The 26907-nt window shown below is 57.8% G+C and carries 22 protein-coding genes; 15 read left to right on the forward strand and 7 right to left on the reverse strand.

Going from position 1 to position 26907, the window contains the following annotated elements; translation table 11 throughout:
* The first annotated feature begins 30 nt into the window (after window positions 1–30).
* The 6 genes from ACR0FG_RS07100 to ACR0FG_RS07125 all read left to right on the forward strand — a co-directional run bounded on the left by ACR0FG_RS07100 (window position 31) and on the right by ACR0FG_RS07125 (window position 6358).
* On the forward strand, window positions 31–1881 hold the full coding sequence (locus ACR0FG_RS07100; protein ID WP_480891445.1) for an ABC-F family ATP-binding cassette domain-containing protein: 1851 nt from the start codon (window positions 31–33) through the stop codon (window positions 1879–1881).
* Window positions 1878–2498 carry a MarC family protein gene (locus tag ACR0FG_RS07105; protein WP_170711294.1) on the forward strand — a complete coding sequence of 207 codons (621 nt, stop codon included), beginning with the start codon at window positions 1878–1880 and terminating at the stop codon, window positions 2496–2498. The genes ACR0FG_RS07100 and ACR0FG_RS07105 overlap by 4 nt, the downstream gene beginning before the upstream one ends.
* A gap of 41 nt (window positions 2499–2539) precedes the next feature.
* Window positions 2540–3121: a retropepsin-like aspartic protease family protein gene (locus tag ACR0FG_RS07110; protein ID WP_480891449.1), complete on the forward strand. Its 582-nt coding sequence runs from the start codon at window positions 2540–2542 to the stop codon at window positions 3119–3121.
* Window positions 3122–3243: 122 nt separating this feature from the next.
* Window positions 3244–4458 carry an MFS transporter gene (locus ACR0FG_RS07115; protein WP_480891452.1) on the forward strand — a complete coding sequence of 405 codons (1215 nt, stop codon included), beginning with the start codon at window positions 3244–3246 and terminating at the stop codon, window positions 4456–4458.
* On the forward strand, window positions 4455–5051 hold the full coding sequence (locus ACR0FG_RS07120) for a YceI family protein (RefSeq protein ID WP_480891454.1): 597 nt from the start codon (window positions 4455–4457) through the stop codon (window positions 5049–5051). The genes ACR0FG_RS07115 and ACR0FG_RS07120 overlap by 4 nt, the downstream gene beginning before the upstream one ends.
* 80 nt (window positions 5052–5131) lie before the next feature.
* A complete protein-coding gene (locus ACR0FG_RS07125) occupies window positions 5132–6358 on the forward strand; it encodes an MFS transporter (protein ID WP_170711290.1) in 1227 nt (408 codons plus the stop codon).
* Window positions 6359–6362: 4 nt separating this feature from the next.
* Here ACR0FG_RS07125 and ACR0FG_RS07130 read toward each other — a convergent pair whose 3' ends face one another.
* Window positions 6363–6803 carry a MarR family winged helix-turn-helix transcriptional regulator gene (locus ACR0FG_RS07130; RefSeq protein WP_480891456.1) on the reverse strand — a complete coding sequence of 147 codons (441 nt, stop codon included), beginning with the start codon at window positions 6801–6803 and terminating at the stop codon, window positions 6363–6365.
* Between the two features lie 103 nt (window positions 6804–6906).
* Here ACR0FG_RS07130 and ACR0FG_RS07135 point away from each other — a divergent pair, with 103 nt between their 5' ends.
* Window positions 6907–7128: a hexameric tyrosine-coordinated heme protein gene (locus tag ACR0FG_RS07135; RefSeq protein WP_480891458.1), complete on the forward strand. Its 222-nt coding sequence runs from the start codon at window positions 6907–6909 to the stop codon at window positions 7126–7128.
* A 114-nt stretch (window positions 7129–7242) separates the two neighbouring features.
* Here the strand turns inward: ACR0FG_RS07135 and ACR0FG_RS07140 are convergent, their stop codons facing one another.
* Window positions 7243–8178, reverse strand: coding sequence for a hypothetical protein (locus ACR0FG_RS07140; protein WP_480891459.1), 936 nt, complete (start codon window positions 8176–8178; stop codon window positions 7243–7245).
* Between the two features lie 175 nt (window positions 8179–8353).
* On the opposite strand from ACR0FG_RS07140, the gene metG reads away from it, so the two are divergent.
* From metG to ACR0FG_RS07170, 6 genes are all read left to right on the forward strand, one after another.
* Window positions 8354–10072, forward strand: coding sequence for a methionine--tRNA ligase (gene metG, locus ACR0FG_RS07145; RefSeq protein ID WP_480891462.1), 1719 nt, complete (start codon window positions 8354–8356; stop codon window positions 10070–10072).
* 286 nt (window positions 10073–10358) lie between these two features.
* On the forward strand, window positions 10359–11525 hold the full coding sequence (locus ACR0FG_RS07150; protein WP_170711286.1) for an efflux RND transporter periplasmic adaptor subunit: 1167 nt from the start codon (window positions 10359–10361) through the stop codon (window positions 11523–11525).
* Window positions 11526–11528: 3 nt separating this feature from the next.
* The gene (locus tag ACR0FG_RS07155; protein WP_480891465.1) at window positions 11529–14666 is read left to right on the forward strand and encodes an efflux RND transporter permease subunit; all 3138 of its coding nucleotides are present in this window, start codon (window positions 11529–11531) and stop codon (window positions 14664–14666) included.
* 182 nt (window positions 14667–14848) lie between these two features.
* Window positions 14849–15205, forward strand: coding sequence for a DUF3302 domain-containing protein (locus ACR0FG_RS07160; RefSeq protein WP_170711284.1), 357 nt, complete (start codon window positions 14849–14851; stop codon window positions 15203–15205).
* Between the two features lie 21 nt (window positions 15206–15226).
* Window positions 15227–16372, forward strand: a complete 1146-nt coding sequence (locus tag ACR0FG_RS07165) for an HlyD family secretion protein (protein ID WP_480891468.1) — start codon at window positions 15227–15229, stop codon at window positions 16370–16372.
* An 11-nt stretch (window positions 16373–16383) separates the two neighbouring features.
* Window positions 16384–17934, forward strand: a complete 1551-nt coding sequence (locus ACR0FG_RS07170; RefSeq protein WP_480891470.1) for an efflux transporter outer membrane subunit — start codon at window positions 16384–16386, stop codon at window positions 17932–17934.
* A gap of 3 nt (window positions 17935–17937) precedes the next feature.
* Here ACR0FG_RS07170 and mprF read toward each other — a convergent pair whose 3' ends face one another.
* Together mprF and ACR0FG_RS07180 are read right to left on the reverse strand one after the other, a co-directional pair.
* Complete coding sequence (mprF, locus tag ACR0FG_RS07175; RefSeq protein WP_480891473.1) at window positions 17938–20547, reverse strand: bifunctional lysylphosphatidylglycerol flippase/synthetase MprF; 2610 nt, start codon at window positions 20545–20547, stop codon at window positions 17938–17940.
* Between the two features lie 106 nt (window positions 20548–20653).
* A complete protein-coding gene (locus tag ACR0FG_RS07180; RefSeq protein WP_170711606.1) occupies window positions 20654–21082 on the reverse strand; it encodes an Lrp/AsnC family transcriptional regulator in 429 nt (142 codons plus the stop codon).
* A gap of 86 nt (window positions 21083–21168) precedes the next feature.
* Here ACR0FG_RS07180 and rocF point away from each other — a divergent pair, with 86 nt between their 5' ends.
* Window positions 21169–22089, forward strand: coding sequence for an arginase (gene rocF, locus ACR0FG_RS07185; RefSeq protein ID WP_480891474.1), 921 nt, complete (start codon window positions 21169–21171; stop codon window positions 22087–22089).
* Window positions 22089–23132, forward strand: a complete 1044-nt coding sequence (locus tag ACR0FG_RS07190) for an ornithine cyclodeaminase (protein WP_480891477.1) — start codon at window positions 22089–22091, stop codon at window positions 23130–23132. Before rocF ends, ACR0FG_RS07190 begins: the two co-directional genes overlap by 1 nt.
* Window positions 23133–23269: 137 nt before the next feature.
* Here the strand turns inward: ACR0FG_RS07190 and ACR0FG_RS07195 are convergent, their stop codons facing one another.
* The 3 genes from ACR0FG_RS07195 to ACR0FG_RS07205 form a co-directional block, all read right to left on the reverse strand.
* A complete protein-coding gene (locus tag ACR0FG_RS07195) occupies window positions 23270–24673 on the reverse strand; it encodes a TRAP transporter large permease (protein WP_480891479.1) in 1404 nt (467 codons plus the stop codon).
* Between the two features lie 3 nt (window positions 24674–24676).
* Window positions 24677–25306: a TRAP transporter small permease gene (locus ACR0FG_RS07200; protein ID WP_170711277.1), complete on the reverse strand. Its 630-nt coding sequence runs from the start codon at window positions 25304–25306 to the stop codon at window positions 24677–24679.
* 61 nt (window positions 25307–25367) lie between these two features.
* Complete coding sequence (locus ACR0FG_RS07205; RefSeq protein WP_170711276.1) at window positions 25368–26384, reverse strand: C4-dicarboxylate TRAP transporter substrate-binding protein; 1017 nt, start codon at window positions 26382–26384, stop codon at window positions 25368–25370.
* Between the last annotated feature and the right edge of the window lie 523 nt (window positions 26385–26907).

Here is a 26907-nt window from a genome sequence, read left to right on the forward strand (position 1 = left end):
GCGGCATCACAGCTCTGATAAGAGCGGCGCATGTTACGGATCGAAGACATCACCTATGCGGTTGAAGGCCGACCATTGTTCAATGGGGCAAGCGCTACAATTCCCGACGGCCACAAGGTCGGGCTTGTGGGTCGAAATGGGACCGGGAAAACCACCCTCTTCCGCCTGATCCGGGGCGAACTGGCACTGGAATCGGGTAATATCGCGGTTCCAAAACGCGCGCGGATCGGCGGGGTGGCGCAAGAGGTGCCCTCGTCCGAGGTTTCGCTGATCAACACCGTGCTTGCCGCCGATACCGAGCGCAGCGCATTGATGGCCGAAGCCGACAGCGCTGAAGACCCCGCCCGCATCGCCGAGATCCAGACCCGCTTGGCCGATATTGATGCCTGGTCGGCCGAGGCGCGCGCGGCCTCGATCCTCAAAGGATTGGGGTTCGATGACGAAGATCAGTTGAAACCCTGTTCGGATTTCTCGGGCGGTTGGCGAATGCGCGTCGCGCTGGCGGCGGTGCTGTTTTCCCAGCCTGATCTGTTGTTGCTGGACGAGCCGACCAACTATCTGGATCTCGAAGGCGCGCTGTGGCTGGAGAGTTATCTGGCCAAGTATCCGCACACAGTGATCATAATCAGCCACGACCGTGGCCTGCTGAACCGAGCTGTGGGATCGATCCTGCATCTGGAAGATCGCAAACTGACCTACTACGCGGTGCCCTATGACAAGTTCGCCGAGCGCCGGGCCGAACGGCTGGCGCAGGCCGAATCCGAGAATGCCAAAGCCAAGGCCCGCATCGCGCATTTGCAGAGCTTTGTGGATCGCTTCCGCTATAAGGCCTCGAAGGCGGTACAGGCCCAGTCGCGCCTGAAGATGATCGAGCGCATCCAACTGGTCTCGACCCCGCAAGAAGCCGCCTTGCGTGCATTCAGTTTCCCCGAGCCCGAGGAACTGTCCCCTCCGATCATTCAGATCGAAGGTGGCGTGACCGGATATGGCGAGACCGAGGTTTTGCGCCGATTGAACCTGCGGATCGATCAGGATGACCGGATCGCTTTGTTGGGCAAGAACGGTCAGGGGAAATCGACCCTGTCCAAGCTGCTGTCGGACCGCTTGCCCCTGATGACGGGCAAAATGACTCGCAGTTCAAAGCTGCGCATCGGCTATTTCGCGCAGCATCAGGTGGATGAGCTTTACGTTGACGAAACCCCGCTAGACCACCTGCGCCGCCTGCGCCCCGACGAAGCGCCGGGCAAATGGCGCTCGCGTCTGGCCGGGTTTGGCCTGAATGCAGATCAGGCCGAAACCGTGGTTGGCCGTCTATCGGGCGGGCAAAAGGCACGTCTGTCTCTGCTGATCGCCACCATCGACGGGCCCCATATGTTGATTCTTGACGAACCTACGAACCACCTGGATATCGAAAGCCGCGAAGCGCTGGTCGAGGCGCTGACCGCCTATTCCGGCGCGGTCGTTCTGGTCAGTCACGATATGCATCTGCTGTCACTGGTCGCAGATCGGCTCTGGCTGGTTTCGGATGGGACAGTAAAGCCGTTTGAAGACGATCTTGAGGCTTATCGCAGGCTGCTTCTGGCCCGCGACAAACCAGTCAAGGCAAAGCCAGCGGCCAAGCCAAGGCGCCCCTCGCGCGATACCATGCTGGCGCTGCGCGCAGATCTGCGCAAATGCGAGGACCGGATTGAAAAGCTGACGGACATGCATGACAAGCTGTCAAAGAAACTGTCCGATCCGGCGCTCTATGAGGATGATCGGATTAACGACTTGGAAACCTGGAACCGCAAATTCGCCGAAGTGGTCGAAGCAATGCAAAAGGCCGAAGCGCTCTGGGTCGCGGCAGCTGAAAAACTTGAAGAAGCAGAGAAAGCCGCATGACCGACACAGCCTTTCTGATAACTTCGTTCACCACGCTGGTGGTGGTAATCGACCCTCCGGCACAGACGCCGATCTTTGTTGCACTGACGCAAGGCATGGACCGGCATATGCGCCGCGTTATCGCGATCCGGGCCTGTCTGACGGCCGCCGGGATCCTTGCCATGTTCGCCGCATTCGGCGAGGCGGTGCTAAGCTTTATCGGCATCTCGATGGAAGCGTTTCGTGTTGCCGGTGGTGTCCTGTTGTTTCTGACAGCACTGGACATGTTGTTCGAGCGCCGCACCAAACGCCGCGAAAACAGTGCTGAAGAGGAAGAGCATCCAGACCCGTCAGTCTTCCCCCTTGGCATTCCGCTGATTGCTGGTCCGGGAGCAATTGCAACGATGATTCTGCTAGCAGGACAAACACCAGGGATCGAGGGGCTGGCCATCGTCATCGGAATGATGCTGATCGTGGTGGCGATGGTTTTTGTAACTTATCTGACCTCGGGTGCGGTGGCGCGGCTGCTGGGCAAAACCGGGTTGAATGTTCTGACCCGGCTGCTGGGCATGCTGCTGGCGGCGCTGTCGGTTCAGTTTATTCTGGATGGTCTCAAAGCCTTTGGATTTGCTTCCTGAGTGCCCATATTGGGTACAACGCAACAAGGTGGAAAAGCGGTATGGACGGCGACAGCATTGCACGTTTGGCGTATCTGAGCCTTCTGGGCGCGGCGGTCGTCGCGTGGTTCATCTCGCAGAACCGGCAATCACTGAACAAAACGCTGCAACAGGCGATGGCCTGGGTCTTCATATTCATCGGTGCAATCGCCGTCGTGGGTCTTTGGGAAGACATCCGCAATTCCGTTGGCCCCGCCCCGCAAATGACCATCACCGGCGAGACGGTCGAAGTACCCCGCGCCCCGGACGGACACTACTATCTGCCTGTAACGGTGAATGGCGAGCCAATCACCTTTCTGGTCGATACCGGAGCAAGCCAGATCGTCCTCAGCTCGCAAGATGCTGAACGCATCGGCATCGATCCGGATCAGCTGAACTATTTCGGCCGCGCCGCCACGGCCAACGGACAGGTCCGCACCGCACCTGTTCGCCTGGAAACCCTTTCTCTGGGGCCGATTACCGACACGAATGTGTCTGCATGGGTCAATGAGGGTGAGTTGCACCAGTCCTTGTTGGGCATGGATTACCTGCATCGGTTCTCGAACATCCAGTTCGCAAATGGCCGCCTAATATTGTCCCGTTAACAGCAACGGCTGCAATTTCTGTCGCATTCAGGGTTGGAGCTCAGGACACGCATTCCGGTCCGTTTTGGCGTTCACGCAACTTTTGATTGGTCAAGAACCCGAACCGGCCCTAGCGTTCAGGCATGACGCATCAGATCCATGACAGCCGCTATTCGTGGTTCCGCCTTCTGGTCACACTCGCCATCGCGACGGTGGTGAATGTGGGAATGTGGGCAGTGATCGTCGTCATGCCCGATGTAGAAGCTCAGTTTGGTGCGGGGCGGGCTGAAGCGTCGATGCCCTATACCCTGACGATGATCGGCTTTGCCTTTGGCAACATGTGGCTGGGTAAACTGGTAGATCAGATGGGCGTCACACGAGCGCTGATCGGGGCCGCAGTGCTAAGCGCGATCAGCTATCTGCTTGCGACGCTGGCCCCGAACATGATCCTGCTATCGGTGGCGCATCTGCTGCTAGGTCTGGGCACTTCGGTCGGTTTTGGACCTCTGATCGCGGATATATCGCACTGGTTCATGCGCAAACGCGGGATCGCGGTGGCTTTGGTTGCCAGCGGGAATTATCTGTCGGGCGCGATCTGGCCCACTCTGCTGGCTGGAATATTGCAGCGCGACGGCTGGCAGCAGGTTTATCTGAGCCTGGCCCTGATTACGCTGGTGACAGTGATCCCCCTGTCTTTTCTGCTACGCCGCGCGGTCCCGGTCGAGGCGCACAGCACCGCTGCCGCAGCGGCCAAAGTCCGCTCTCAGAGCGTCGGACTGTCGCCACGGACTTTGCAATACATCCTCGGGCTGGCAGGGATCGGGTGCTGCGTCGCAATGTCGATGCCGCAGGTTCACATCGTGTCTTACTGCGTGGGACTGGGCTATGGACCGGCTGTTGGCGCCGAAATGCTGTCACTGATGCTGATGGGCGGCGTGGTCAGCCGGATCATCTCCGGGTTGGTCGCGGATCGGCTGGGCGGGCTTTATACACTCTTGATTGGCTCGGTCCTGCAATGCATCGCGCTGTTCCTGTTCCTTCCCTATGACGGGATGGTGTCCTTGTACGTCATCAGCCTGATGTTCGGGCTGGCACAGGGTGGCATTGTCCCCAGCTACGTCTTGGTCGTCCGAGAATATATGCCGCCGCAAGAGGCCGGCGCACGCGTGGGGTTTGTCATGATGATGACTATCCTCGGCATGGCGCTTGGGGGCTGGATATCGGGCTGGATTTACGACTTTACCGGAAGTTATCAACTGGCCTTTATCAACGGCATTCTATGGAACGGTCTGAACATCGCCATATTACTGACCCTGCTCGGCCGATCTAGACCCAGCAGACAAGAGGCCCCCGCATGACGCACCTGACAAGACGAACCCTTGTCGCCGGGCTGGCGACTCTGCCTTTGGCGCGCCCAGCGACTGCCGCGCTGATTCCGTATGTACTGACCCCGGACGGCACGAACGTCGGATTTACTTTCGATCTGTCCGGGGTCCCGCAATCCGGCACCATGCCGATCCAGTCAGCCGATATTAAGATTGACGTCAATCGCCTGCAGGACAGCCAGGTCACGGTGGTTTTGAATGTGGCCGAGGCGCGCACCAAATTGCCCTTCGCGCGCGGCCCGATGCTGAGCCAAAGTGTCCTGAACGCCAAGGACTTTCCAACGATCACCTTCACTTCGACCCGGATACAATTGGGCCCGAATGGCCGCATCTCGGAAGGAGCCACCATGACAGGAGACCTGACCGTCCGGGGCGTCACCCACCCGGTCACGCTGCAAGCTGCGCTCTATCGAAGACCCGGCAGCGAGGCTGACGATCTGGACGCGCTGTCCATCTTGCTTGAGGGTGCATTGAACCGGCAGGCTTTTGGCGCCTCCGGCTATCCCGATCTGGTTGCCGATACTGTTTCGTTGAACATCCGGGCGGAAATCAACCGGTCAGCCTGACTGCAAAAGGGGCAAAAACGACGCGCAAAGGTCGAATTGCCACGTGCAAACCTTGGCGCAATCGCGATGCTTTGCCCATCATGCGCACGATCATTTCCTTTGCCGCCCTATTTCTTTCAGTCATTCTGTTGCAGCTTTCAACGGGCGGTGTGGGGCCGCTCGACGCGATCTCGGGCTTGACGCTGGGGTTCAGCACGGAACAGATCGGTTTGCTGGGATCGGCGCATTTCCTGGGCTTTTTCATCGGTTGCTGGTGGGCCCCGCGCCTGATGGGCAATATCGGGCATTCCCGCGCCTTTGCAGTCTGCACCGCGCTTGGGGCGATGGGCCTGCTGGGTCATACGCTGACCGACAACCCCAATATTTGGGCTTTGCTGCGGATCGCCTCGGGCACGTGCGTTGCGGGATCTTATACCGTGATCGAGGCCTGGCTGAATGCCAAAGTCACCAATGACACCCGCGGCCGCGCAATGGGAACCTACCGCATCGTCGATATGGGGGCGTCACTGGGGGCTCAGTTGATCATCGCAGTTTTGCCGCCTGCTTCTTACGTATCATACAACCTGTTGGCGATCCTGTGCTGCGCCTCGCTGTTACCGCTAACCCTGACACGGGCAAGCCAGCCGATGACCCCCAGTGCACCACGTCTACGCCCCAAGCTTGCGTGGCGCAGCTCGCCGCTTGCGGTGGCCGGAGTGATCGCGGCGGCGCTCAGTTCGGCCTCGTTCCGCATGGTTGGTCCGGTCTATGGGCAAGAGGTTGGATTGGGCGTAGACCAGATCGCTTTTTTTTTGGCGTCTTTCGTTCTGGGCGGCGCGCTGGCGCAGTATCCGATGGGGTGGCTGGCTGATAAATATGATCGGCGATGGGTGCTGATCTGGCTGTCGGTCGCAGCGGTGCTGAGTTGTGGGATAACCATGGCGGCCAGCGGCACGGGAACCGCGGGCGTCATGCTCGCGGCCGGTTTATTCGGATTTACCACCTTCCCGATATTCTCGGTCTCATCCGCACACGCCAATGACTTTGCCACAACCGAGCAGCGGGTCGAGCTCTCGGCTGCACTAATGTTCTGGTATGCGCTGGGGGCGATTGCATCGCCGTATATCTCGTCCACTCTGATCCAGCAGTTCGGACCAGGTGCGCTGTTCGCCTTTGTCGCTCTGGGGCATGTCTTTCTTATCCTGTTCGGGCTGGCGAGGATGCGATCACGACCCACCCCGGACGCGCGAACAAACTATGTCTATGCACCGCGCACCTCGTTTACCATCGGCCGGTTGCTGAAACGATCCCGCGAGGACCACGACTGACAGATCAGCCGCCCCGCAACCCGTCGCGCAACCGCAAAAGCAGGGTCTGCAGCGTTTGCAATTCGTCATGGCCCAATCCGGTCTTACCAATCATGCAGGCGGTGATCGTCGGCGCACGATCTCGTAGCGCCCGCCCGGCTTCGGTCAGCACGACATCCACCGCCCTGCCGTCGGTCTGATTGCGTTTGCGGGTCACATTGCCCATCGCCTCGAGCCGCTGAACAAGCGGCGTCAGCGTGCTGGTTTCCATCCCCAATTGTTGGGCCAGTTCGCTGATTTTCTGGCCATCACGTTCCCACAGCAATGTCAGCGTTATGTACTGAGGATAGGTCAGCCCAATCTGTTTCAGATGCCCCGAATAGGCCCGGTTGATCGCATGAGACGCGGTGTAGACGCCGAAACAAAATAATTCCTCGGCATGTGTCGGAATATCGTGAATGCTCAAGGGAAACCTCTATTTACGTCGCGCACGATATTATCCTTGACTTTGATAGGTACTCCGTCAACTCTGAATTTTATATCGCGCACGACATAAAATGGAGACCACAATGTCCTGGCTGCCCACCCTTTCCACCGCAACACCAGAAGAAGGCTACGCGCTGGCGATCAAACTGTCCCGCATGGCGGTGAAGCTCACGCAGCCAGACGACGAGGCCCGCAACCGTATGCGTCCCGAATACGCAAATGACGCAGAAAGCCTGATCGGTGCATCTCAGGTCGTGGCGGTGAATTTTCAGACGGTGGCACAGGCCAATAATTATTGGAAATAGACCTTGTTACATTAGCAGGGAATGAGCACAAAGAAAGGCCGAGGGGATCCGGCCTCATCACTACCGTACGCGCACGCAATCCAAAGCGCGAGCTTTGCCCCTCGCCCACAAATTTTAATCCAAAGGCGGCGAAGACGGGATCATTTCGTCCAGCAAAGCACCCGCCTCGTACCCAAGCAGGTCAACTTCCATCCGCCCGGGATCGCCGAACGCCCACACGCCAACAAGACGTTGCATTTTCTCATAACCGACAAAGTCCGCCATTGCCTTGGTTCCATGTGCATTCTCTGCAAACATTACCTGACCCGCAGCGACCTTCTGAGGCATCACGCGCTCAAGATACAGTTCAACGACATTGATCCCGGTTACATTAGACCCGCCGTGATGAACCACATACATGTCTTCCCAAACATCCTTACTGACTGCCGCGCGCGCGTCCGATACAGCCTTGTGCAAGGTTGAAAGCTCGGCCCGCGCCGCTTCGCGCATGTTAGCGGCCCAGACGGGACGCATATCGTTGATCGCGTCTGATACCTCTTGCCGGGTCAGCGTACCGCGCTTGACCGCTTTGCTCACGAAGGCTTGCGCAACTTCCAGCATTTGTCGCTGCCGGGCTCGCTCCTCTTTCGGCAGGTCCAGGTTATCGATCCACGGCAGCAGCGCGTCGATTTCCTGTACGATGGCGGCAAAATCCGTTTTCCACCGCACATCATCGGCACCCTCTTCGGGCCAAGGCGTAACCGCACCGATAATCCCCAGAAGAACATGCGACGTAGACTTGAAAATCAGGTAGTCAGGCGCGCCTCTGGGAAACGATATCTGATCATCCCCGGTCAGGATCGTCACATCCCGGGCGATCACCATAACGGGTCGCGTTTGCGCTGTCAGTGCATCCTGACCGCGGTGGAAAATCGACAGCATTGCTTTGTCGAACCGATCAACCGCGTCCAGCGCCTTACCCTGATCCGCCAGAACACTCTGCATCGCGCACATGTTGAAACAGAGAATTGCAGACAATTGAATAATGCGATGAGCCAGAAATCGCCTCATGTCACCCCCCATGGTCAATGTGCGACATCATCATACACCATTGGCGAATATTGCGCGAAGGTCAGGTTTAACCCGCCCGTACACAGCATTTAGGCCGGATAACCGCCAAACCGGGCTTTTGCTGACCGGTCACATAAGATAGACGAGCGCGCAGACAGTTACGTGGACACACAAAATGGCTCGGATTCTCATCACCTCGGCGATCCCTTACATCAACGGGATCAAGCACCTCGGCAATCTGATTGGCTCGCAGCTGCCTGCTGACCTGTACGCGCGCTATCAGCGTGGCCGGGGGAACGAGGTCATGTTCCTGTGTGCCACCGACGAACATGGTACACCCGCCGAATTGGCCGCAGCGAAAGCGGGCAAGCCAGTGGCTGAGTATTGCGCTGATATGTATGCGGTGCAGGCCGATATCGCCAACCGCTTTGGCCTCAGCTTTGATCACTTTGGACGGTCCTCGAGTGAGCAGAACAAGCATCTGACCCAGCATTTTGCGGGCAAACTGGATGAGGCTGGGCTGATCAGAGAAGTCAGCGAGAAACAGGTTTACTCCAATGCAGATGGTCGCTTTCTGCCCGACCGCTATATCGAGGGCACCTGCCCCAACTGCGGATATGATCGCGCGCGTGGCGATCAGTGCGAGAACTGCACCAAACAGCTGGACCCGACCGATCTGATCGAGCCCCGCTCGGCCATTTCAGGGTCGACTGATCTTGAGGTGCGCGAGACCAAACACCTATACCTGCGCCAATCCGCGATGAAAGATCAGTTGGATGCGTGGATCGACAGCAAAGCTGACTGGCCGATCCTGACCACTTCGATTGCCAAGAAATGGCTGCATGACGGCGACGGGCTGCAAGATCGTGGCATTACCCGCGATCTGGACTGGGGCGTGCCGGTCAAGAAGGGCGATCAGGATTGGCCGGGAATGGAAGGCAAGGTCTTTTATGTCTGGTTCGATGCCCCCATCGAATACATTGCCTGCGCCAAGGAATGGGCTGATTCCACTGGCAAAACCGATGCCGACTGGCAGCGCTGGTGGCGCACCGACAAAGGCGCGGATGATGTGCGTTATGTGCAGTTCATGGGCAAGGACAACGTGCCCTTCCATACGCTGTCCTTCCCGGCGACCATTCTGGGCTCGGGCGAGCCGTGGAAGATGGTCGACCACCTAAAATCGTTTAACTACCTGAACTACGATGGCGGCCAGTTTTCGACCAGCCAAGGGCGCGGCGTGTTCATGGATCAAGCGCTGGAGATACTGCCCGCCGACTACTGGCGCTGGTGGCTGCTGAGCCATGCGCCCGAAAGCAGCGACAGCGAGTTCACGTGGGAGAACTTCCAGCAATCCGTGAACAAGGATTTGGCCGATGTATTGGGCAATTTCGTCAGCCGGATCACTAAGTTCTGCCGCTCAAAATTCGGCGAGGCCGTTCCGCAAGGCGGCACTTTTGGTGAGCGTGAACAGACTCTGATCGCTGAGTTGACCCGTCGCGTGCGCGCCTATGAGGGCTTCATGGAAGCCATGGAAGTACGCAAATCCGCGCAGGAATTGCGGGCGATCTGGGTTGCGGGTAACGAATATCTGCAATCGGCAGCGCCTTGGTCGACCTTCAAGGAAGACCCGGAACAGGCCGCTGCGCAGGTGCGTTTGGGCCTGAACCTGATCCGCCTCTATGCCGTTCTCAGCGCACCGTTCGTTCCCGAAACCTCGGCCAGAATGCTGAGCGCGATGAACACGCTGGACACCGGCTGGCCCGATGATGTCGAGGCCGCGCTGAACGCCCTGCCTGCGGATCACGAATTCTCGGTCCCGGATGTCCTGTTCGCCAAGATCACCGACGAACAGCGCGAGGACTGGCAAAACCGCTTTGCCGGAACCCGCGACTAGCGTCCGATTTTGAGTTTTGGCATCGGGGGGCGCATCGGCCCCCGGATTCCGTACTCGAGGCGAAACCACGCCCGCGTTTAGGTGGCAAAGATCCGTTTCGCATGGCGCCCAATCACCATAAGTCTGCCGCGCAAAATGGAAATTTAAGCGCCTGTCACTGAATCTCTGGTGTCATCGCGCTTGAGAAATCAAACCAAAACGGCCATCCTTATCTCAAATTAATACGACTCGTCCGTACGCCTTGGGCGTCCGGGCGGGCAATTCTTGGTTTGAACGGGGCGTCGCAATGTCTTTTGCTTATCTGAACTCGAAACTCTGCCAATGCAGGCAAGCCGGGGCACTGGCTACGATTGCCTGCCTGGGCTTTGCACTATCAGCCTCCGCTCAGGACCAGAGCGACGCTCCTCCACCCAAGGTCTCGATTGCCGCCGCCTATACCCAGGAAATCACCGAAGAGGCTGCATTCATTGGACGCGCCGAGGCGATCAACAAGGTCGACATCGTCGCACGCGTCAACGGTTTTCTGGAAACGCAGAACGTGGAAGACGGGGCGCTGGTCAAGAAAGATGATCTGCTGTTCACCATCGAACCCGACCTTTATCAGGCCACTCTTGATGCGCGCAAAGCTGATCTGGACCGCGCCGAGGCTAATCTGGAACTGGCCAAGGTTGATCTGGCGCGAAAAGAAGAATTGTACAAGCGCGACGCGACGCCTGAATCCGAGCGCGACATTGCGCGCGCCAACGAATTGGTCGCCGAGGCCGAGGTCAAAGCCGCAAACGCGGCGATCCAGCAAGCCCAGCTTGACCTGAGCTATACCGAAATCCACGCCCCCTTTGACGGACGCATCGGACGTGTTGCGACCAGCGTGGGTGACGTGGTTGGGCCGACAAACCCACCGCTGGTCAATCTGGTCAGCGAAGCGCCGATCTATGTAAATTTCTCGCTGAACGAAAAACAGTTCACCTCGGTTCTCGAACAATATGGCGAAAGCGCATCCTCGCTTGCGGAAAGCAACAAAAGCCCGAATGTACATGTGACCCTGCCCAATGGCACAGATCTGGATGAAACCGGTAGGATCGTATTTGTTGACAACCGTATCGACCCGCTGACTGGCGCGATTACCGTGCGGGCCGAGTTCGACAACACCAACCGCCTGATCATCGACGGCGCGTTCCTGAGCGTGAAGATCGAAGCGCTTGAGCCTACCTTGCAGGTTCTGATCCCTCAAGCCGCGTTGCAACGCGATCAGCGGGGCGAGTTTGTTCTTGTGGTCAACGACAAGCAGATGGTCGAACAACGGTACATTACCACCGGGGACAACGTGGAATCCGCCGTGATCGTCCTCGATGGACTGCGCGAAGGCGAAAGCGTGATTGTCGAAGGTTTGCAAAGGGTTCGACCGGGCGTCGCCGTCGACGCGGTTGTTGCCTCTGAACAGCCGGGAGAATAATTGATGTTCTCTGCCCTGTTCATCAGTCGGCCAAAGCTGGCCCTCGTTATCTCGCTTGTCCTGACGATCATGGGTGGCATCGGTTATATGGTTCTGCCGGTCGCCCAGTTCCCGGACATCACGCCGCCCGTGGTCAGCGTGACGACCACCTACACAGGCGCCAACGCCGAAACCGTGGAAAACACTGTGGCCGCCCCGATCGAGGCGCAGGTCAACGGTGTGGACGACATGATCTATATGACGTCAACTTCGGCGGATAACGGTTCGTATTCATTGAACATTACGTTCGAGGTGGGCACGGACCCCGATATCGCCTCGGTCAACGTGCAGAACCGCGTGGCGCAGGCCATGTCATCCCTGCCATCCGAGGTGACCTCGTCAGGTGTGGTGACGCAAAAAGCGTCCACCAACATGCTGTTGCTGGTCACGCTGACCTCGCCCAATGAAACCTATGACAGTGTGTTCTTGTCCAACTATGCGTCGATCAACCTGAAAGACGCGCTAGCGCGGGTTCAGGGCGTTGGTAAGGCGGATGTTCTGACCAATCTGGAATACGCAATGCGGATCTGGATGGACCCGGACAAGATGGCCGCATTGTCGATCACGCCGGGTGATGTGATCAACGCCATTCGCGAGCAGAATATCGAAGTATCTGCTGGTTCCATCGGCGCCCCACCCGTTCCCGAAGGTCAGACATTTCAGTACACGATCAAGACCAAAGGCCGCCTGACCTCGGCGGCTGAGTTTGGCGATATTGTCATCCGCACCGGTGACGCGGGTTCGATTGTCAGGGTTCGGGACATAGCTAGGGTCGAACTGGGCGCCGAATACTACGCCGCATCGGGCTACTTCGATAGCGTCCCCGCCACCGTCATCGGCATCTATCAGGCCCCCGGCGCGAACGCTCTGGCCGTATCCGACCGGGTCGAGGCCGAATTGCAACGCCTGTCCCGATCATTCCCCACGGATGTGGAATTTCAGGTTCCCTTCAACACCACGGACTTTGTGGAACAGTCGCTGAACGATGTGGTTTCAACCCTGATCCTGACCTTCATTCTGGTAATCTCCGTCGTCTTTGTCTTTCTGGGTAGTTGGCGCGCAACGATCATTCCCGCCGTCGCTATTCCAGTCTCACTGATCGGCACTTTTGCCTTTTTGCTGGCATTCGGCATGTCGCTGAACACAATCTCACTGTTTGCGCTGGTGTTGGCCATCGGGATCGTGGTGGATGACGCAATCGTTGTGGTTGAAAATGTCGAACGGATCATCGCGGATGAGGGCCTGCCCCCCGCCGAAGCCACGCGCAAAGCGATGGGGCAGATCACCGGGCCCGTAATTGCAACCACTCTGGTTTTGCTGGCAGTGTTCGTTCCCGTCACTTTCATGCCCGGCATTTCGGGGCGGCTTTATTCGCAATTCGCTGTGACGATCTCGACCGCTGTTGTGATCTCGTCGATCAACGCGCTTACACTGTCCCCTGCCTTGTGCGGCTTGGTACTGCGCGCACGATCCGGGCCGCCCAAAGGACTTTTGGCAGTATTTGAAGGATTCATCGGCTCCGTACGCAACGGCTATACCGCGATTGTCCGCAAGCTGTTGATCCTGCCTGTCATCTCGCTGGGCATCATCGCCGCCTTCGCCGCGGGAACCGGCACCATCATGGGCAACACGTCCAAGGGGTTTATCCCGCTTGAGGATAACGGCTATCTCTTCGTTGACATTCAACTGCCGGACGCCGCCACACTTGAGCGCACCGAAACCGTCTCTGCCCGCGTTGACGAGCAGATCCAGCAAATTCCCGGCGTAGCGAGCACAGTTCTGATCAACGGCTTTTCGCTGTTGAACGGAACAACGACGAATGGGGCCGCGATCTTTGTGAACCTCGACAACTGGGATGACCGGCAAGAGGATGACCTGAGCGCAAATGCCATCCTCGGGAAGGTTCTGGCCATCGCAAACGGAGAATCCGCAGCTTCGATCGTGGCCTTCAACCCGCCACCAATTCAGGGTCTCGGTATGTCCGCAGGCGTCGAAATGGAGGTTCAGCAAACCGGAGGCGGCACGCCTCAGGATCTGGCCTCGGCGGTTGGTTCGTTCGTCTACTCGGCCAATCAACGGTCCGAGATCGGTCAGGCCTATACCACCTTCCGGGCCAACGTGCCGCAGTTGTTCGTTGATCTGGACCGGGAAAAGGCCAAGACTTTGCAGGTCTCGGTCGCCGAAATATTCCAGACCATGCAGGCGCAGTTGGGATCGTACTATGTGAATGACTTCAACCTGTTTGGCAGGGTCTATCGCGTAATGATTCAGGCTGAAGGTTCGTATCGGAACAATGTCGAGGATATCTCGAACCTCTATGTTCGCTCGACCAAGGGTGAGATGGTACCGCTGGGCACGCTGATTGATGTCGAAAACGTGCTGGGCCCGGTCTTGTTGAAGCGGCATAACCTTTTCCGCTCGGCGACCGTTACTGCCGTCCCTGCCCCGGGGCTTTCGACCGGCGACGCGATCAACGTTATGACCGAGGAATCGGCAACCGCCCTGCCCCCGGGATATGCCTTTGAATGGACCGGAACGGCGCAGCAGCAGTTGGCCTCTGGCGGTCTGGTCGTTGTCATCCTCGGTCTGGCGATCCTGTTTGGGTATCTGTTCCTCGTTGGGCAATACGAAAGCTGGACGATGCCGGTGTCCATTTTGCTGTCGGTGATCGTGGCCCTGTTTGGGGCCGTTGCGGCGGTGGCCATCGTGGGCAGTGACATCAACCTGTACACGCAGATCGGGATGATCATGCTGGTGGGGCTGGCCTCGAAGAACGGTATTCTGATCGTCGAGTTCGCCATGGAGCAGCGTGCCAATGGGTTGTCGATCCGGGATGCTGCCGCCGAGGCCGCGCATCAGCGTTTCCGCGCGGTGATGATGACGGCTCTTTCGTTCCTGCTGGGGGTAGTGCCTCTGCTTGCAGCGAACGGCGCTGGGGCCGCTAGCCAGAAAGCCATCGGCGTCGCGGTCTTTGGTGGAATGCTGGCGGCCACGCTGTTCGGCGTGATCCTGGTACCGGTTCTCTATGCAGTCATGCAGGGCCTGCGCGAGTGGATCAAAGGCAGCAAAGGCGGATCTACATCGGCAGACGAAGCAGCGTAATTCTGTAATGAAATGTCAAAGGCCTCGCGAAAACGCGGGGCCTTTTTCTGCTCGCTCGCTGAATGTTGATAAGCGTTAAGCAATGGATATTCGCTCAGTCCAACACTTGAGCGATAAACTGATTGACGAAGTGGGCACCAACATCTGAGGATAGGGCAACCTTCCCGAACGGAGGCACGAGCATGGGACTTCTAGGGCAACCACTTGGCTATTACGACTACCTGACTTTTGTTGCACTGATCCTGCTGCTTGCAGCGGTCATGGCGCTGTTTCTTTTTCTGATGGGTCTGCCGGGGCGCATTGCGATCAAACGCAATCACCCCCATGCCGAAGCGGTAAAAATCATGGGCTGGATGGGTTTTCTGGCCGTGGTGCCTTGGGTGCACGCCTTTATGTGGGCCTTTCATGACGGCGTGACGGTCGACATACGCCGTGGTCCTGACGAAGAAAAGGACGCGATCCGCAAGGATATCGAACGGTTGGGCGGCAAAGTTAAGGATGAATACCAACCCGCGTCCGACGACACTCAAAAGAGCTAAGACCTAAGGAATACACATAAAATGTTCGTCGCCCTGGGCATCACGCTCTTTTACATCATCTTCGTCTGGTTCATCTTCTTCAAGGCGCAGTGGCTGAAGTTCAACATCACCTGGGGTATCGTCTCATTCTGGGTGGGCGCGCATCTGTTGCTGATCTTTCTGGTCGCGCTGCGCTTTTTCCAGCCGTTTTCGGTAGACAGCCACGTAGTCCGCTCGACCATCCAAATCGTTCCCAAGCTGACCCAGCCCACGATCCTGACCGAAGTTCTGGTTGAGCCGAACACCATCGTAACCAAGGGCGAACCGCTCTATCGCTTTGATGACACGGTATTTTCGCTGGCTGTCGACAACGCACAGGCGCAACTGGTTGCGGCCCAGCAGAACGCCAAGATCCTTGAACAGGACGTAATCGCAAAAACCGAGGCGGTTGAACGCGCCAATGCGCAACTGACCTATGCCCTGACCGAGCAGGCGCGGTATGAAAATCTCGTGCCTGCTGGCGGAGCGCGGCAGGATGAGCTGGATCGCTGGACCGAACAGGTGGCCGAGGATCAGGCGCAGATCAAACAGGCCGAGGCCAATCTGGAAAAAGCCAATCTGGCGCTTGCCTCGCAGATCGACGGGGTAAATACCGGCATCCTTCAAGCGCAGGCGCAATTGGCCGAGGCCGAGTATTTTCTGGAAAACACCACGATCTACGCCCCCGAAAACGGCATGATCGTTTCGCAGCAGGCCCGACCAGGTCTGGTTGTGGGTGATATCCGGCTTGGTGCAATCGCCAGCTTCGTGACCGAGGATGACCCTTATATCCTAGCCACGTTCCGCCAGCAGAACCTGAAATTTGTCGAACCCGGCCAACCGGTCGAGGTCGCGCTGGACCTTTATCCCGGCGAAATTCTAACCGGTAAGGTCGAGGCGATCTGGTGGGCCACCCGTCAAGGGCAATATCTGCCCTCGGGCCGCCTGCCCGGCTTTGAGCTGCCCAAGATACCGGGCCGGATCGCGGTTCAGATCACCGTGGACGTGCCCGAAGGCCACACTTTCCCTGCCGGTGGCCATGCTGCCGTGGCGATCTATACCGGTCAGGGCAAGAGTTTCGAGTTTCTGCGGCGCATCAACATTCGCCTCTACTCCTTCGCCAACTTCATCCGACCACTGGATATTTGAGGATGCGCGCCATGACACTCCGCCGGTTGCTGGGTACTGCCCTTTGCGCTGCCACCCTCACCGCCTGCGCCCCGGTGGGGCCGGATTTCGTGCGCCCAAACTCTCCGGTCGTAAAACAATGGATTGAGGTCAATAGCCCCAGCGCCAATGCCAGCGGCCTGACCTCACGCAGCGCGCCGGTGGTCAAATGGTGGCAGACCTTCAACGACCCGACGCTGAACAAGCTGATCGCCGAGGCCTATGCGCAAAACCTCAGCCTTCAAGTTGCCGGTGCGCGGGTGCTGCAAGCCCGCGCGCAGTTGGGTATCGCTTTTGGCGAGTTGTACCCGCAATCACAGGCTGCAGGCGGATCGTTGCAGCAACGAAGGATCAGCGAGAACCTTGGCCCGATTTCCGATATCCGGCGCATCATCCCGCTGGATACCGAATTCTCAACCTCGCAGGTCGGGTTCGACGCCCAGTGGGAGCTTGATGTCTGGGGCGCACAACGTCGCGGTGTGCAGGCGGCGCGGTCCAATCTGGCGTTGCAGGTGGCCAACTATGACGACGCGCTGGTCACACTTACGGGCGATGTCGCGGCGCTGTATATCAACATCCGGTCCCTGCAAGAGGCATTGGGCGTCGCGCGCGAAAACATCCAGCTACAGCAGGAATCGCTGGACCTGACCAAGTTGCGTTTCAATAACGGTGTGACGACCGAGTTGGACGTGCAGGAATCCACCGCCCTGCTCAGCAACACCAAGGCGCTGGTGCCGGAACTTGAAAGCGATTTGCAACAGGCCAAGAACACTTTGGCGGTTCTGTTAGGGACGACTCCATCACGCATGACGGGCCTGCTTGGCAATTCGGGGCGCATCCCCACGGCGCGATCCAACGTCGCCGTGGGTGTGCCCGCCGAGCTGTTGCGCCGCCGTCCGGACGTGCGCGCCGCCGAATTGGCCGCCGCCACGCAGTCGGCTCAGGTCGGCATCGCGATGGCCGATCTGTATCCGCAATTTATCCTGTCCGGCTCGGTCGGGTTGCAGGCGTCAGGCGGGCGTGATCTGTTCAGCTCTAACAGTCTGACCGGCTTGTCTAGCGCAGGCGTTGTCTGGAATGTGCTGAACTATGGCCGGATCAAGAACAACGTCCGTGCACAGGACGCCGCTTATCAGGCACTGATCGCAAACTACCAGAACACCGTTCTGACCGCCTATTCCGAGGTCGAAAGCGCGATGGTCGCATACGCCCAAGCACGCAAGCAGGTGGCACTCTATCAGCAAAGCGTCGATGCCTCGCGCCGTGCCGCGGACATCGCCGTTGATCAATATCGCGACGGCATCGCCAGCTATTCGCGTATCCTGAACACTCAAACCGCCCTACTGCGGTCACAAGCCAACCTGATCGAAGCGCGCCAACAGGTCTCGTCCAATCTGGTGGCGGTTTACAAAGGGCTGGGCGGCGGCTGGCAAATCCGCCAGAACCAAGAGTTCCTGCCCGATACGGTCCTGGCCGAAATGGCCTATCGCACCGATTGGGGCGACCTGCTGGAAAAAACACCAACCCGCGCCAGCCTGAACTGAGGGCTATTTCGTCAACCCACGCAACCCGCCCGAGATCAAAATATTGACTTCATATAGAATGCGCGGGGCCGCCAGCCCGCCGGGACTGGCGAGATAGTTGGGGCTCCATTCCGGGTCGAATTTCTGTTTGAAGGCTCGCAGCCCTTCGAAGTGATAGAACTGTTCGCCATGTTCATAGACAAACCCGCCGATCCGGTTCCAGATCGAGGCCAATTCCCGATTTTCGATCCCGGAAAACGGGGCCGCGCCCAGTGAGAACCAGTGAAACCCCTGCTCTGATCCCCAGAACATCATGTTCGCGAACAAAGCATCCATCACAAAGCTGGGGCTGTCAGGTTCATAGCGCATCAGATCCAGCGACAGCTCGGACTTGTTCCCGCCTTGAAACAGGTTGGCAAAAGCCCAGATTTTGCCGGTCTTCCCGTCCCGTAGCACAGCAAAGTCAAAGTAAGACAGGTAGTCATCATCGAACCCGCCGAGGGCAAACCCCTTTTCCTCGCCCGCCTTCTGGTCCAGCCAGTGATCCGATATCTGGCGAAGCTCCGGCAGAATTGGCGCCATGTCCTCTTTGGGAATGATCTCGAACACGAACCCCTCGCGTTCGGCCCGGTTCTTGGCCTGCCGGAACCGTTTACGAGATTTTCCGTCCAGCGAGAAATCATGTAACGGAACACGCGCGACCTCTCCGATCTTTAGGATCGACAGGCCAAGGTCCAGAAACGTGGGCAAATATTTCGTCGAAACACTGTAAAAGGCGCACAGCTTGCCCTCACGATCTGCACGCTCACGCAGTTGCCAGATCAGTTGTTTGCCGGCTGTTTCATCCCCCACCGGCTCTCCTTTGGTAATCAGGGCGTTGCCCGTGTCGGCATAGGCCAGAAACGCGGTATCGTCAGGCGAGATCAGGAACTGTTTATCACCCGTCAAAGAAATCTGCGCCTCGGTGTCTTCGCTTTCAAAGGCAAGGCGTTCAACCACTTCGGGAATTTCGGTGCGCACAGGCGTCGGAATCTCACGCCCGAACAGTGAATTCACGGCCACGATCCCGACTATGACTGCCACGACGAGGCTGGATCGTAAAAACCGTGATGCATCTCCGTTCCACGCAAAATCCCACCACAGGGCGTTTTCGTATTGGACATGGGAATAAGCGAACAACCCAATCCAGAAGATCACGGCCAGCAACGCTATGACACTGACCAGCCAGGGAATGTTCAGGCGAAAGATCGACGCGCCGCTAACGCGATAGAACGCGCCCCGAAACAAGGCAAGCAATCCGATTGTGGCCAGCATCGATGCTGCTTCGTGGGTGTCCAGCCCCTTGGCCAGCGAGGCGAAGAATCCCGCCACCATCAGCAGCATGGCGACAACCCATGCCCGGTAGAGCTTGCGGAACAGGCCACGGGACACCAGCAGCAAAAGCACCCCGACCGCACTGCCCGCCAGATGCGACGCCTCAACAAAGGACAGCGGCAACACCTCACGCAATACGCCAAGGTTCTGGGAACTGGCAGGCAACGCGCCCGACACCAGCATGATCACCCCGGCCACGGCGGCCACCCCGGCGGCGACCATCGGCACAATCGGACGAATGGCGCGGTAAACCCACGTTGCTGCTCCGCCGATCTTGTGCCGCTGGGTCAAGGCCGATGCCACGGCGATGGAAAGCGTTGCAATTGCAAAGGGCAGAAATGTGTAGACAACGCGATAGAGCAACAATGCCGCGATCACGTCGGACCGACCCGACGCCCCCAGCCCCGCGATCAGAGTTGCCTCGAACACACCCAGTCCGCCCGGTGCGTGGCTGAGGATACCAACAGCAATCGCAGCGATATAAATCGTGAAGAAATAGGGATACCCAACGCCCAGATCGTCCGGCATCAGCACATATAGCGCCATGGACGCGCCAAAAATATCACCGATTGCGGCAAGCGTCAGCAGGCTTGCCAGTTTGCCTCCGGGCAAGTCAAAACCGATCCCGAGAAAACTGATTCTGCGGCCGCCTCGCGACAACCAGATGAACAACACGACGAGACCAACAAGCAGGCACAAGCCGATCGCTGTCTCAATCGTTTCATTGATTGGCAGGACTTTGGATATACCGTCTGGATGCAGGGTCAGCAGCAGGCCCATGATCAGAACCAGACCCATCCAGAACGCCACCCACGAGGTTGCGATCACCCCGGCCACGCGCCCCAAATCCAAACCAAGCGAGGCATAGATGCGATACCTGATCGCGGTCCCGGTGATGTAGGAAAACCCCAAACAATTCGACACGGCATAACCGCTTGCCCCCGCCATCCCAGCGACCGGCAAAGGCACTTTGCCTTCTGCCACGCTCTGCACCGCCAGCACGTCATAAAACGACAGCGACAAAAAGCTCAGCGCCGTCCAGCACAGCGCATAAAACAAAAGATGCCAATGCGTTGCATCAACATCCGCCTGTACATCCGACCATTTCACATGCGCAGACAGGTCGTGCAGAACCGCAAGCGCGATCAGGGTGATCAACACCGGAACCGCGATACGGACAAACGGCTTTTCCAGCAGCCCGGTGAGTTTTTCGGCCCAAATCACGGGGCGCGGTTCATCCGGTGATGCCTGTGAACTCATTGAAACATTCCTGCCTTTGCGCCAATTGGGCCAACCGCGCAGGGATTGGCCGTTGGCCTAACAGTGACACAAATCCAAGACCGGTCAAAGCGTTACCAGTCGTTTGTCAGGGTCGGCCCTTGCGGGTGGATAACAGCAAATTGGTTTCCGAGCTTTTAATCCCTTCCATCCGGCGTATCTGAAACAGAATTCCATCCAGTTCTGCCAGTGTCTCAGCGCCAATCTCTGCGATCAAATCCCAGTTTCCGTTTGTGGAATGGACTGCCCGCACCTGCTGCATTGCCGCGATCCGCGACATAATCCTTTCGGTTCCGCGCCCTTCGATTTCCAACATCATCAGGCCGCGCACCGGACTTTCCGAAACGCCTTTGCGGGTGACTACGGTGAAACCCACAATCTCTCCGGATTGTTTAAGCCGTTGCAGGCGGCTGCGCACTGTTGTTCGGGTGACGCCTAATATTTCAGACAGCTCAGACAAAGAGGCACGGGCATCCCGGTGCAGGGCAGCCAGCAGCTTGTTGTCCAGTTCGTCCAAGTTGATTTCCCATTTCGATACTTTCTGTTCCATTTTGAGCAATTCGTCCTCTGTTCGCAACCCATCTTGTGGCGGTAAATAGACATATGGATAAGAAATCTCTCATTTTGGTCGGAGCGCCTATGGATTCCGGCAAACGGCGTCAGGGCTGCCGTATGGGCCCCGACGCTTATCGTGTTGCCGGGATCGCCAGCGCGCTTGGCGATCTTGGTCATGACGTTAGCGACATGGGGAATGTGTCACCTGATCCGGTTGATATGCCTGAAGATGCGCATCTGTTTGCGCTTCCTGAATGCGTCGGCTGGACCAAAGCCCTCAACCGGTCAGTTCAAGACGCCGCACAGCACGGTCTGCCGATCATTCTGGGCGGCGATCACGCGCTTTCGATGGGAACCGTTTCGGGTATGGCAGCACATGCCGAACAGATCGGACGGCCTTTGTTTGTGCTCTGGCTGGACGCCCACAGCGATTTTCACTCGCCCCACAGCACAAGCAGCGGAAATCTGCACGGAACGCCGGTGGCTTACGTTACCGGCCAACCGGGGTTTGATGCTTTCCCTCCTTTGACCGCCCCGGTTCCAACCAACCGCGTTGGCATGATCGGATTGCGATCCGTCGATCCCGCCGAACGTGCCGCACTTGAAGAAGATCAAGCCATGCTCGCCGATATGCGCAGCATTGATGAACACGGCATCAAGGCCCCTTTGCTGGCTTTCCTCGACAAGGTGCGCGCAGCGAATGGGATCCTGCATGTCTCACTGGATGTAGATTTTCTGGACCCCGCAATCGCACCGGCTGTCGGGACAACCGTTCCCGGCGGCGCGACCGAGCGCGAGGCGCATCTGGTGATGGAATTGTTGCACGAAAGCGGCCTCGTCTGCTCACTGGATCTGGTCGAGTTGAACCCGTTTCTTGATGAACGCGGACGGACCGCAAAATTGATGGTTGATCTGGCCGCCTCGCTTATGGGGCGCCGCATCTTTGACCGCCCGACCCGGAGTTTCTGATGACACATCCTTCTGACAAAGCCTTGGTGCCCTTTGTATCCGTCGACAACATGATGCGCCTTGTCCATCACATTGGTGTCGAGGACATGATCACCCAGATTGCGGCCCAGATCGAGGCCGATTTCAAGCGGTGGGAGAGCTTTGACAAGACCCCGCGAATCCCGGCGCATTCACCGCATGGCGTGATCGAACTGATGCCGACCTCGGATGGTGAAGCCTATGGATTCAAATATGTAAACGGCCATCCCAAGAATACATCCGAGGGGCTGCAGACCGTCACTGCCTTTGGCCTACTGGCCGATGTCTATACCGGGTATCCGACCTTGTTGACCGAGATGACGATGCTGACTGCGCTGCGTACCGCCGCGACATCGGCGCTGGTAGGCAGTTATCTAGCTCCGAAATCGGCAACTACGATGGCAATGATCGGCAATGGCGCTCAATCTGAATTCCAGTGCCTGGCCTTCAAGGCGATGTGCGGTATCGAAACCGTTAGGCTGTATGACACCGACCCGAACGCGACTAAGAAATGCGCCGCCAACCTTCAGGGCAAAGGCTTGACCGTCGTCTCGTGTAGCACCCCGGAAGATGCCATTGAGGGCGCGCAAATCATCACTACCTGCACGGCGGACAAGAAATACGCTACAATTCTGACCGACAACATGGTTGGACCCGGTGTACACATCAACGCCATCGGCGGTGACTGCCCGGGAAAAACCGAATTGCACAAGGACATCCTGCTGCGCTCCGACATATTCGTGGAATACCCCGAGCAAACGCGGATCGAAGGTGAAATTCAGGCACTGGAGGAGGATCATCCGGTCACAGAAATGTGGCAGGTTATGACCGGCCAGGCACCAGGGCGCACCGATGATCGCCAGATCACCCTGTTTGACAGCGTCGGTTTCGCGATCGAGGATTTTTCCGCTTTGCGTTTTGTCAAACAAGCGATTGAGGGCACAGAATACTTCGAACCGCTGGACATGCTGGCCGACCCGGACGATCCCCGTGATCTGTTCGGGATGTTGATGCGGGCTGGATAGCTGATCAATGGGGGCTCTGCCCCCGCCGCCTTTGGCGACTCCCCCGGAGTATTTCTCAAAAGATGAAGCAGGGGATCCTTGCTTCATCTGTCCTCAAATATCCCGGAGCGCGAGGCAGAGCCTCGCAAATAGCCTACCTATCCAGCAAGCGAAGGCAGATATAGAACGATCCCGGGAAAAGCGACGAGCATCGCAATCGTCAGCGCATCTGCTACGAAGAATGGCGTGACGCCTTTGAAAACATCCTGCACGCTCAGATCGGGTCGGACCCCCGCGACAACAAAGCAGTTCAGGCCAATGGGGGGCGTGATCAGACAGAACTCGGCCATTTTGACGACTAGTATCCCAAACCAGATGGCGCACATCGGGCCGGACATGCCAAAAGCGCTGTCGGCAGCACTGACTGCTTCCCCCCCGTTCAGGGCCATCACTGCCGGGTAGACCACGGGAAGAGTCAACAGCAGCATCCCGATCGCATCCATGAACATGCCCAGCACCGCATAGGCCAGCAGGATGCAGATCAGGATCAGCATGGGCGACATCTCAAGCGATGTGATCCAGTCCGAGAACACACCCGGAAGGTCAGCGAAGCCGAGAAACCGGACATAGATCAACACGCCCCAGATGATCGCAAAGATCATTGCGGTTAATTTTGCTGTTTCCAGCACAGCCGACTTGAACTCGGGCCAGCGCATCCCGTTGATCAGCGCAAAGCAGAACACGATAAACGCCCCGATTGCGCCGCCTTCGGTTGGTGTGCCCCAGGCTTGCTCTCCAAACGGATTGTAGACGAAACAGATGATAATGAGGATAACGGCCACAATCGGCAAAGCACCCGGTAGCGCCACAAAACGCTCTTTCCAGGTAAAGCCCGTGACCGGAGGGCCAACCGATTTGAAGATCACAGCGATGCCCACGATCAGCAACCCGTAGACCACCGCTGAAAAAGCTCCGGGAATAAAGCCTGCAAGCAGCAGCTTTCCCACATCCTGCTCGACGATAATCGCGTAGATCACAAGGATCGCTGAGGGCGGGATCAGCGACGCTAACGTGCCACCTGCGGCGACAACACCGGCTGCGAATTGTTTGTTATAACCGACCGACAGCATCTCGGGGATCGCTATGCGTGCAAACACCGCAGAGGTCGCCACAGATGCGCCAGACACGGCGGCGAACCCTGCGGTGGCAAACACCGTGGAAACAGCCAGCCCGCCCGGAACCCATGCGATCCAGCGCTTTGCGGCCTCGAACAGGGCCCGGGTCAGGCCGGCGTAGTAGGCCAGGTATCCGATCAGAATAAAGGTCGGGATCAGGCTGAGCGTATGGGAAGCGACCTTGGAATGCGGTACCTGCCCCGCCGTTTTGACCGCCACGGTCAGCGCCTTGCCGAACCGGTCGGGGTCATAGCCAAACTTGGCCCAGAATATCCAGATCAGCCCCACCAGACCAGCAAGACCAGCGGCGAAAGCCACCCGCATTCCAACAACCACAAGAACCAGCAGACCGCCCGTGACCCAAAGTCCGATATCTATCGTGTCCATGAGTTACGAACGCCCTTCGAACTGTTCCGCCTCGGCGGCGGCCTGGGCGGCTGCATCCTGAATCAGCGGTACGGCAACGGGATGCTCAAGACCCAGCACAAAGGCTTTGCCATAGCCCCAAATCTGCAGCACCAGCCGAAGGCACAGCACCGAAAACGCAACCGGCGCTAGCAGCTTGGCAGGCCAAAGGGGTATACCGATGTCGATCGAACTATCGCGGCTCCAGAGCGGGGCACCAAAGTCGAACGACCGATCGAAATGGGACCAACTGCCCCAGACCAGCGCCAGCATCAGCAACAGGATCAACACGACCGAGATTGTCTCAAAGAGCCAGAGCGCCCGCCCGTGCAGGCGAGAGATCACGATATCCATTCGTATATGCCCGCCATCGCGCTGCACGAACGAAATACCCAGAAATGCGATCAGCGGCATCGCCTGTTCGATCCAGTCCACATAACCCGGCAGCGGCGCATTCAGAGCGTTTCGACCACTGACTGAAACCACGGCCAGCACCATCAGGCCAAACACGGCCAGACCGCTTAGCAAGGCCAGAAATTTCTCGAGCTTTAAAAGACGTTGATCCAGACGGCTGATAAGGCTGCCGTCCTGCAACACCGTGGCCTGTCCTGCCATTCCGGTGGTTCTCCGTGATCAGAAAAGGTGCCGGGCGCTACAAAACGCCCGGCGCTGGCGATCAGTTGCCGCCGCGTTGCTGTTTCAGGGTGGCCTGAACCAGATCGTAAAGGTCTTGTGCTGGCAATCCCTGCGCCGACATATCCGCAATCCATTTCTCACGGATCGGATCTGCGGCCTTGGTCCGGAACTCTTCGATCACAGCGTCATCGATGGTTACTTTCTGGACACCTTTCTCTTCGAGAACGCTGTCCCACTTTTCCAGAAGGCCGCCGTAATTTGCCAAATAATGATCAATCGCCTCACTGATCGAACTGTCCAGCGCCACTTTGTGCTCGGTAGGCAGCGCTTCATAGGCGTCGATGTTTACGACAACAGGGCAGTTGACCGTTCCGGGGTTCAGGTTGGCGGTCCACCAGTCTGCCTCGTTGATTGTACCAAAAGACAGATGTGCGTGCTGGGCAAATGCCACCGTGTCCACGACGCCAGATTCCATCGCGTTAAAGGCTTCGGTCGCGGGAACCGAGGTCGGAACGCCGCCCACAGCTTCGAACGCCTGGCCCAGGCCACCAGTCGCACGTACGCGCATCCCGTCAAACTCGGCCAGTTCGTCGCGAGGGTCGCCAGTGCCGACGATGTTGTATTGCGGCATGGGCGAGGTCATGATGATCTTGGCGTTCCACTGCGCCATCTCATCCTTCACGGCGGGATGATCATAAACCGCGTGACTTACGGCCACTTCTTCATCCAGGTTGTTCACACCGAGGAATGGAAGCTCCAGAACCGTGATCGCGCGGTTCTTATCGCGGTGATATCCGGCGCAGAACTGAGCCATTTCGAATGCGCCGATTTCGATCCCGTCCAAATTCTCACGCGGCTTCGACAGGCCACCATAGCTGACGTTGATAGTGAACTCGCCATCTGTTTTTTCGCTGACCAACTCGGCCAGTTTTTCAACATGCTCGGTAAAGGCACGGCGCTTTCCCCAGACCGAGGCGTTCCATTCGGTGGCTGCGGCTTCCGTGACAAAAGCCACCCCAAGGGCGGCAACGGCCGCACCGCTCAGCATCTTTTTCATTCTGATCTCTCCCTTATCTGCGCCCCTTCTGCAGGGCGCTTGTATCAGAAGCTAGCGCGTCGCCCGGAACCTGCCAACCCCCACGACAATCGCCTTTTGCAAGGGCCATCAAACCCCGGCGTGGTGGTTGGCGGAAGGCACCTTGTCATCCAAGAATAAGTGGATTTACTTCCTTTATGTTGTTTTTATTAAATATTATTAGATCAAATAGAATTTGATTTACAAATGTTGGCGGTATCAAGAAATACATTTACCAACAAATCCTTATCTTACAGTATTTTATTTATTTGTTTTCTGATCTCCTTATTATCCGGGCCATAAGGAAACAGGTCAACCTTGCCGGATCGGTTGTCAAGCCAGTCCGGCGCAGTTTGGACCTTGTTGGAGGAGAACATTCATGAGCCTTTCTGCCGTTGCCGAGACCGAGTCCTGTCCCCCCTCTGAGGAGACTGTTGCGCGTGCGCATGTTGATGCGGCGAAGTACGACGAGATGTATGCGGCTTCGGTTGCTGATCCTGAAGGG

The organism is Ruegeria sp. E1 (genome assembly GCF_056534225.1).